The 6,779-nt window shown below is 39.2% G+C and carries 7 protein-coding genes; 6 read left to right on the top strand and 1 reads right to left on the bottom strand.

Annotated features, from left to right (window positions below; genetic code table 11):
• Positions 1–241: 241 nt before the first annotated feature.
• From JQC92_RS20260 to JQC92_RS20240, 5 genes are read left to right on the top strand one after another with little or no spacing between them, the layout of a single operon-like run.
• Positions 242–1,195 (top strand): NAD(P)H-dependent oxidoreductase, encoded by a 954-nt coding sequence (locus JQC92_RS20260; protein WP_205001342.1) that lies wholly within the window; start codon positions 242–244, stop codon positions 1,193–1,195.
• A 17-nt stretch (positions 1,196–1,212) separates the two neighbouring features.
• A complete protein-coding gene (locus JQC92_RS20255) occupies positions 1,213–1,920 on the top strand; it encodes an SDR family NAD(P)-dependent oxidoreductase (RefSeq protein WP_205001341.1) in 708 nt (235 codons plus the stop codon).
• Between the two features lie 5 nt (positions 1,921–1,925).
• A complete protein-coding gene (locus JQC92_RS20250; RefSeq protein ID WP_205001340.1) occupies positions 1,926–2,567 on the top strand; it encodes an alpha/beta hydrolase in 642 nt (213 codons plus the stop codon).
• Positions 2,527–2,784 (top strand): hypothetical protein, encoded by a 258-nt coding sequence (locus JQC92_RS20245; RefSeq protein WP_205001339.1) that lies wholly within the window; start codon positions 2,527–2,529, stop codon positions 2,782–2,784. Before JQC92_RS20250 ends, JQC92_RS20245 begins: the two co-directional genes overlap by 41 nt.
• Positions 2,785–2,802: 18 nt before the next feature.
• A complete protein-coding gene (locus JQC92_RS20240) occupies positions 2,803–3,348 on the top strand; it encodes a nuclear transport factor 2 family protein (protein ID WP_205001338.1) in 546 nt (181 codons plus the stop codon).
• Positions 3,349–3,550: 202 nt separating this feature from the next.
• Here the strand turns inward: JQC92_RS20240 and JQC92_RS20235 are convergent, their stop codons facing one another.
• Positions 3,551–5,020: a hypothetical protein gene (locus tag JQC92_RS20235; protein WP_205001337.1), complete on the bottom strand. Its 1,470-nt coding sequence runs from the start codon at positions 5,018–5,020 to the stop codon at positions 3,551–3,553.
• Positions 5,021–5,601: 581 nt separating this feature from the next.
• On the opposite strand from JQC92_RS20235, the gene JQC92_RS20230 reads away from it, so the two are divergent.
• Positions 5,602–6,585 (top strand): transposase, encoded by a 984-nt coding sequence (locus JQC92_RS20230; RefSeq protein ID WP_205001336.1) that lies wholly within the window; start codon positions 5,602–5,604, stop codon positions 6,583–6,585.
• Positions 6,586–6,779 lie beyond the last annotated feature (194 nt).

Raw genomic sequence — 6,779 nt, 5'->3', positions numbered from 1 at the left:
CTGTGCCATACGCAGTTACGTTTCGAGTTGTCGAAAGCAAAATATCACAGCCTCAACTTCGTTGAACCTGCTGTTCAGCGGGCACTTGCCTGATATCTTTGTTTACCCAGCTGAATAGTTACAATTTATAAAATTATTATTAGCCTTAGACTAATAATAATTTAGCTAAATGTCATCTAATCTTTAGGAATGATTTTGCTTAATATTTGCTCATCGAAAAAATATAAATGGGTTACTTAATATGAGCAATGTAGTGGTAATTTCAGGTCACCCTGAATTAGAAAAATCTTATGCAAATTCATTCATCCTTAATCAGTTAGATCAGAAACTAGATAATCTAAATATCAGGCGTTTAGATGAGCTGTATCCGGATTACAATATTGGTGTTGAATCAGAGCAACAAGCATTGTTAAAAGCTGATGTGATTGTTTTGCAGTTTCCTCTCTACTGGTATTCAGTACCGGGTTTACTAAAAAAGTGGCTCGATGATGTGCTTACCTTCAATTTTGCCTTTGGACCTGAAGGTAACAAGTTAAAAGGCAAACACCTTATTTTATCCATTACCGTCGGTGGCCCAGAAGACAGCTATGAACCGCTTGGCTATAACCACTTCACGATAGAGCAATTTGTTTATCCTCTTCAACAAACGGCCTATTTAGCTGGGATGGATTATCAAAAGCCCATTTATACCCATGGCATGGTTTATATCGAAGGTGTGTACAACAAACTTGAAGATGTACAAGCTAAAGCGGCGGAACACTCACAGCGACTCATTGACGCTATTAATTATTCACTGCATTCGGATGAAGTAAAAATAAAGCGCTTTGTTGAGCAATGGTTTAATCAATTCGATTTATTGCCCGAAGACAGCAGTTATTTTACAAAGCGGTTGTCGAGTGATTTACATTTAGTGATGCCTGAAGGGGAATTCACTGGTCATGACGGCTTCAGGGATTGGTATGCCACAGCCCGCTCAGCGATTAAACCAAATGGTGATCATCAAGTACAGCAGTTAACTATTTCAGCAATAGAAGAAGGGTATCAACTTGACCTAAGAATCAAGTTAGTCGCCGAGACGTTTGCTGACTCTCATTTTAAAGGGCAATTATTAGATTTGCAGGTTGATGAAACTTGGCAAATTACTCTCAATGAGTACGGCGATATTACGATTCATGATTACGTGGTAAACCTTTAGTTGCATAAGAGGTAAATATGACTACCGATAAGAAGGTCGCTATAGTGACAGGCGGTAATCGTGGTATAGGTTTGGCTATTGTTAAAGGCTTGGCAGAGCTTGGGCATACGGTGTTAATGGGTTGTAGAAATGTTAAGCAAGGAAGGCAACTTGTTGAGCAGTTATCAAAACAAAATAATAAATACCAGCAGATTATCGTCGTTGAATTAGATCTAGCGACGCCAAAGTATTTGTTAGAACAAATGAGCTTGATCTCAAATCGTTATCCTAACGTAGATATTCTGATTAATAATGCTGCAATCTTAACTGAAGGCCGCTTTTCTGAACTATCTCGTGCCCAATTTTCAGTATCCATGCAGATTAATGCGTTGGCCACTTTTGATCATATTCAGCACTTTGCAAAAGCAATGGAAAGTAATAAGTATGGACGCATTGTAAATGTTTCCTCTGGTTGGGGAGCCTTCTCTGAGGGCTTAACGGGACCTGCTGCTTACTCCATTAGCAAAGCAAGTTTGAATGCGATCACTAAAGTCGCTGCACAAAGCTATTCTGACCACGTAAAAATTAATGCCATGTGCCCCGGATGGGTTCGTACTCGTATGGGAGGGAGTTCAGCTACTCGTTCACCTGAAGAAGCAGCGACAACGGCGCTTTGGTTAGCGAATTTAGACAGACAAGGCCCAACAGGTCAATTTTTCAGAGATAAACAACAAATCGAATGGTAAATATCATGCAGAAAATCATGTTATCAACACGTGTTGGTGTAATAGCAGCCAATTTATATTCACCCAAAAATGTAGCTAAACCCCCATTGATCATTATTACGGGGGCGTGGACTACGGTAAAAGAACAAATGCCGACGACATACGCTAAGGCTTTGCAAGAACGCGGGTTTGCGGCGCTGGTGTTCGATTTTCGAGGCTGGGGAGGTTCGGAAGATCAGGCAAAGTATAAATATTTAGAAGACCCAGTAAGAAAAACCGAAGATATTCATGCTGTCGTCGAAGCCATTAGTGCCAATCACGCTATTGAGGTCTCAGAGATTTATGGTTTAGGAGTCTGCGCTTCTTCAGGATATATGCTTAATGCGGCTTCACAATCCAGTGATTTAAAAGCAGTTGCTCTCGTTGCACCTTGGTTACACGATCAAGCTTTAGCAACCAATATTTACGGTGGTGAAGAAAGCGTCAATGGCTTGCTCGAAATGAGTGATGAAGCGCAACAATCAGAGCAACCTAGTTATATAGAGGCGGCAAGTTTGACCAATGAAAATGCACTTATGTATCAAGCTCCATATTACACCGAGACTGACCGTGGTTTAATATCAGAATATGACAATAAGTTTAATGTTGCGTCCTTGGTTAACATTTGATGCATTGAAAGGTGCCAGCTCACAACAAAAAAACGTATTAATAGTTGCTTCAGAGACCATGGCTTTGCCTGTTGGAGCACATCAATATCTCGAAAACTCTGGAGATAATGTAAAAGCGGTATGGTTGGAGGGTGCCACTCAGTTTGATTTTTATGATGTGCCTCAATATGTCAACAAAGCGGCTGTTCTTGTTGCTGAACATTTTCAGGACAATTAAGAACAATTAAGGATGATTATGAAACTTAAATTTCTTTTAGCATTTTTTATTGGAGTATTGAGTATGTCAGCATTGGCCAATCAAGAAAGTAAAGATGAACATCAGATAACTTCTACGATAGAAAGTTTCTCAGCACTTGCCGATCAGAATGCATTTGAATACTTAGGGCGGCTTTTTGCTCCGAAGGTGACCGTAGATTACACCTCTTTATTCGGCGGAGAAGCATCCAGTGTTGACCGCAAAACCTTGATGCAACAATGGGCTGCTTTGTTACCAGGCTTTGATGTTACGCATCACTCAATTTCACATGTGAAGGTTCATATCGCAGGTGATAAAGCAATGGCAACTGCTGATATTACAGCGAGTCACTTTTTAGGTGATAAAGGCTTTTGGCAAATATCTAGCTCTTATGACTTTCATTTAATTAGGCATGATAATTATTGGCAAATTAATTTTTTAAAAATTAATGCTGGTCAAGAAAAGGGGAGTCGTGACGTGCTGCAAGAAGCTGGAAAGCACAGCGAAAAAAACTTGAGAGCAAAGCAAGCTCAGCTTGTTCAATAAAAAACTTATGAACAGGTATTTACTAAGTTTTCGATTGGATGCATTCACTAGAATGCATCCAAAATTTTGGAGAATGTAATGCAAAAAGGGATCAGATTTAGTTTAGTAATAACTTTAGGGGACTATGATCTAAAATGAAATTTTATGAGGTAACTCAACTTTCTGAGAAGTTTTGTGATTTAAGAAACTTTTAGTCGACTATTTAACTTTCTCGAACAACTTCACCATCTGAAGGTTGAGGCTTACCTCTCTTAAGCACTGTTAATTCATCATCTAAATCATGGGTTTTTTGCAATTTTTCTTTAACAAAGGCTTCACAATCATCTAAATTACCACCTCTTTTTTTATAGTCACTCTCTAAACGTTCAAAAAACTCTTTCCCCTTGTGCAGCTCTAACTGAGACTTAAACACAGAGTATTTATCTGACATTGCAGTGTATTCTTTCCGAACAGTATCATTTACTTCATAAATATAACTGGATTTAAATACTTCTGTTTTTAATTCGTTCTGCAGTCCTTTATTCTGTGTTTCGAGTTCTTTAATTTGTTGTTCTAGTGCAGAAATTTCCTCCCCTTTTCGGCGAGCTTGAACAAGCACATGTTGAGAAGCGGCTTTTTCTTTAGATAACAGACCGTTCAAAGATGCTATTTGTTGATTTAATGCTTGCACGTCTAGTCGTGAGTTATTTCGCTCTGTCCTTAAACGGGTTTCTGTTGCTTGATGTTCACGGACGCTTTGCTCTAAAGCAAAGGTTTGATGAGTCTGTTTCTGTTGCAGTTTTAGAGTTAAACTCTCGTTAGCGTTTTTCAGTTCGGCCAGTTGTTTTTTTTGGCTTTCCATTTCTACCATCATCTGTTTCATTAGAGATTCGTAGCCAGACTGTTTTTGTTTTAGAACCGTATTCTTTGCCTGAGCGTTTGCTAATTTTGCACGTTCGTCACCATGATTAAATTCCATTTCTTTCATTTTTGCACGAAGGCTTTCGCAATCAGTCTCTAATTGTTGTATCGAAGCTTGAGCTCTCTGAATATTTTGCTCCAATTGCATGATTTGAGCTTTAGCAGGATGAGTTAAGCAGGGGGCAAGCCACGCTCCATCCTCAGGTTTGAGAGTCAATTTTTGTGTTTTTAACCCTGTAATTAAAGTGGTGAAGCTCGCTGAACGGTCAGCTTTCCACAGAGTTAATAAGTTATATAGCAGTCGCCAATGATCGGTGGCTAAAATTTTATCCTCTTTTTGTGCAGGAGATATGGAAGTGTCAGCGCAAATCTCCTCTTTGTTTGACTCCCAGTTAAGTCCGATGTTTTGCGTAAGGGCTTTAAGTTGCTTTAGACTTTTTAAACCGGATAAATTTAATAAATCAGCAGCAACTTCAACTTTTAGCGCCGATTTTTCGTAGGTTACTTCATGAATGGTTACTGATGTATGGGGTCTTGTCAACGTTCCTTCTCGTGGCATTTCTTGGTGAACAGGAATCCATCTATCAACGACTTCCGGAGGCTGTGCAGTCATGAATTCGTTCATTGAATCTGAGACAATTCCTTGAGCTTGATATGAGTGCTGCCCATTACTTATCTGATTATATGGGGGAGGTGGTAATTCTTTAGAATATTGATCATGAGGCGGAGCACTGGGCTGAGGAGCATGTAAAGTAGGTGAGCCATAAGCCATAATTACCTCCAACCTCACGTTGATAGAATTAGTAATAGAGATCCAGTTATACGATAGGTGAAGTTGATTTTCATTATGTTTTTGATTAATTAACATTCATCTTAGGCGTAAACCCGTTATTCAAACGGAAATGAGCATCCTTCTTGGAGGGAGTATTGATCTGTCGTGCTTGTTTTTGCAGCAGTAAAATGGTTGTTTATGTTGTCTTTGATGCTTTTGCGCTTTTATAGCTCTATTTTCTGAACGGCTCATTTAAGTATTGGACTGTAGTTTTTAACTCACAAAATTGGTAAGAACTTTGCAGTACCTCATAAAATTTCACTTTAGATATTAATATCCTCAATTCAGTATTTGCATTGTGGTCAGGTATCGTCATGAAAAGAGTTGTAAGTACCTATCCATAAGTTTCTTAAGATTTACTAGTGCCCAGTTTTAGCATTCTTCGGCGTCGAACAATAAACGAGACACCCATGAATAAACCAATAAACGAGAAACAATAAATGAGACACCCATAATAATTTGCAGTGTGTTTATTCCTTGTCTACGCTTTTAAAACAGATTTAGACAAGGATGTATGCGAAATGCCTAAAGCAAGAAAAACGATTGTGAGTGTTGAAGATACGCCCTTTTATCACTGCGTTTCACGTTGCGTGCGAAGAGCGTTTTTGTGTGGAGAAGATCTTTATTCAGGAAATAATTATGAGCATCGTCGTGAATGGGTAGAAAACCGCTTGCTAGAACTTGCCGATGTATTTGCTGTTGAAATCTGTGCTTACGCCGTGATGTCTAATCATCTCCATGTTGTGCTTCGTATTGATATTGAACTAGTAAAAAGTTGGTCTGATTTTGATGTGCTAACTCAATGGCATAAGCTATTCAAGGGCACGCCTCTTTCACACAAATTCATTAAAGGTGAAAAACTCAGTAAATGGGATATGAAACAGCTCGATGAGCAGGTTGCTGAATACCGCCACCGCCTTGCTGATATTAGTTGGTTTATGCGCTCGCTCAATGAGCCTATTGCACGCTTGGCCAATAAAGAAGACAAATGCAGTGGGCGTTTTTGGGAAGGTCGCTTTAAGTCTCAAGCCTTATTAGATGAAGGCGCTCTGTTGGCTTGTATGGCTTATGTCGATTTAAATCCTATCAGAGCTAAAATGACGGATTCACCAGAGCAATCTGACTTTACCAGTATTCAAAGACGAATTAAGTCAGCACTGAAAGGTGAACAACCACTAGAATTATTACCGTTTTCAGGAAATGAGCGGTTAAATATGCCAAATGGCTTGCCTTTCGTTGCTGAAGATTACCTTTTACTAGTTGAAGAAACAGGACGATGCATAAGGACTGATAAAAAAGGCTCCATTCTGCGAAGTGCACATATCCTTGAAAGACTTAATTTACCCACGGAAAACTGGCTCAGGCTCTGTACTGAATTTGGCGTATTATTTAAAGGCGCTGCTGGAAATATGCAATCATTAACACTTTATTGTGAACGAATGGATAAATTACGGCGAGGTGGCGCAGCGAATTGCCAGCGTTGGTTTAGTTCGATGATCAGCTGATCTATCCTTAGATTTTTTAATCCAAATTACTAGCAGTTATTTTTAATTGGGTGCAGTTCCTTTCATACGATGGCTCTTTCAGTTTATTGATAAAGCCGTTCTTTGGACTTCTGTTTATGGAACGACCAGTAGTCATTAAAATCACTGCTTGATTTCAGCGATCTTAATTTCAAAATGGCTTCAGCTCCCACAAG

This window comes from Parashewanella hymeniacidonis (assembly GCF_016900895.1).
Taxonomy (GTDB): Bacteria; Pseudomonadota; Gammaproteobacteria; order Enterobacterales; family Shewanellaceae; genus Parashewanella; species Parashewanella hymeniacidonis.
This window is presented reverse-complemented; position numbering and strand designations above follow the sequence as displayed.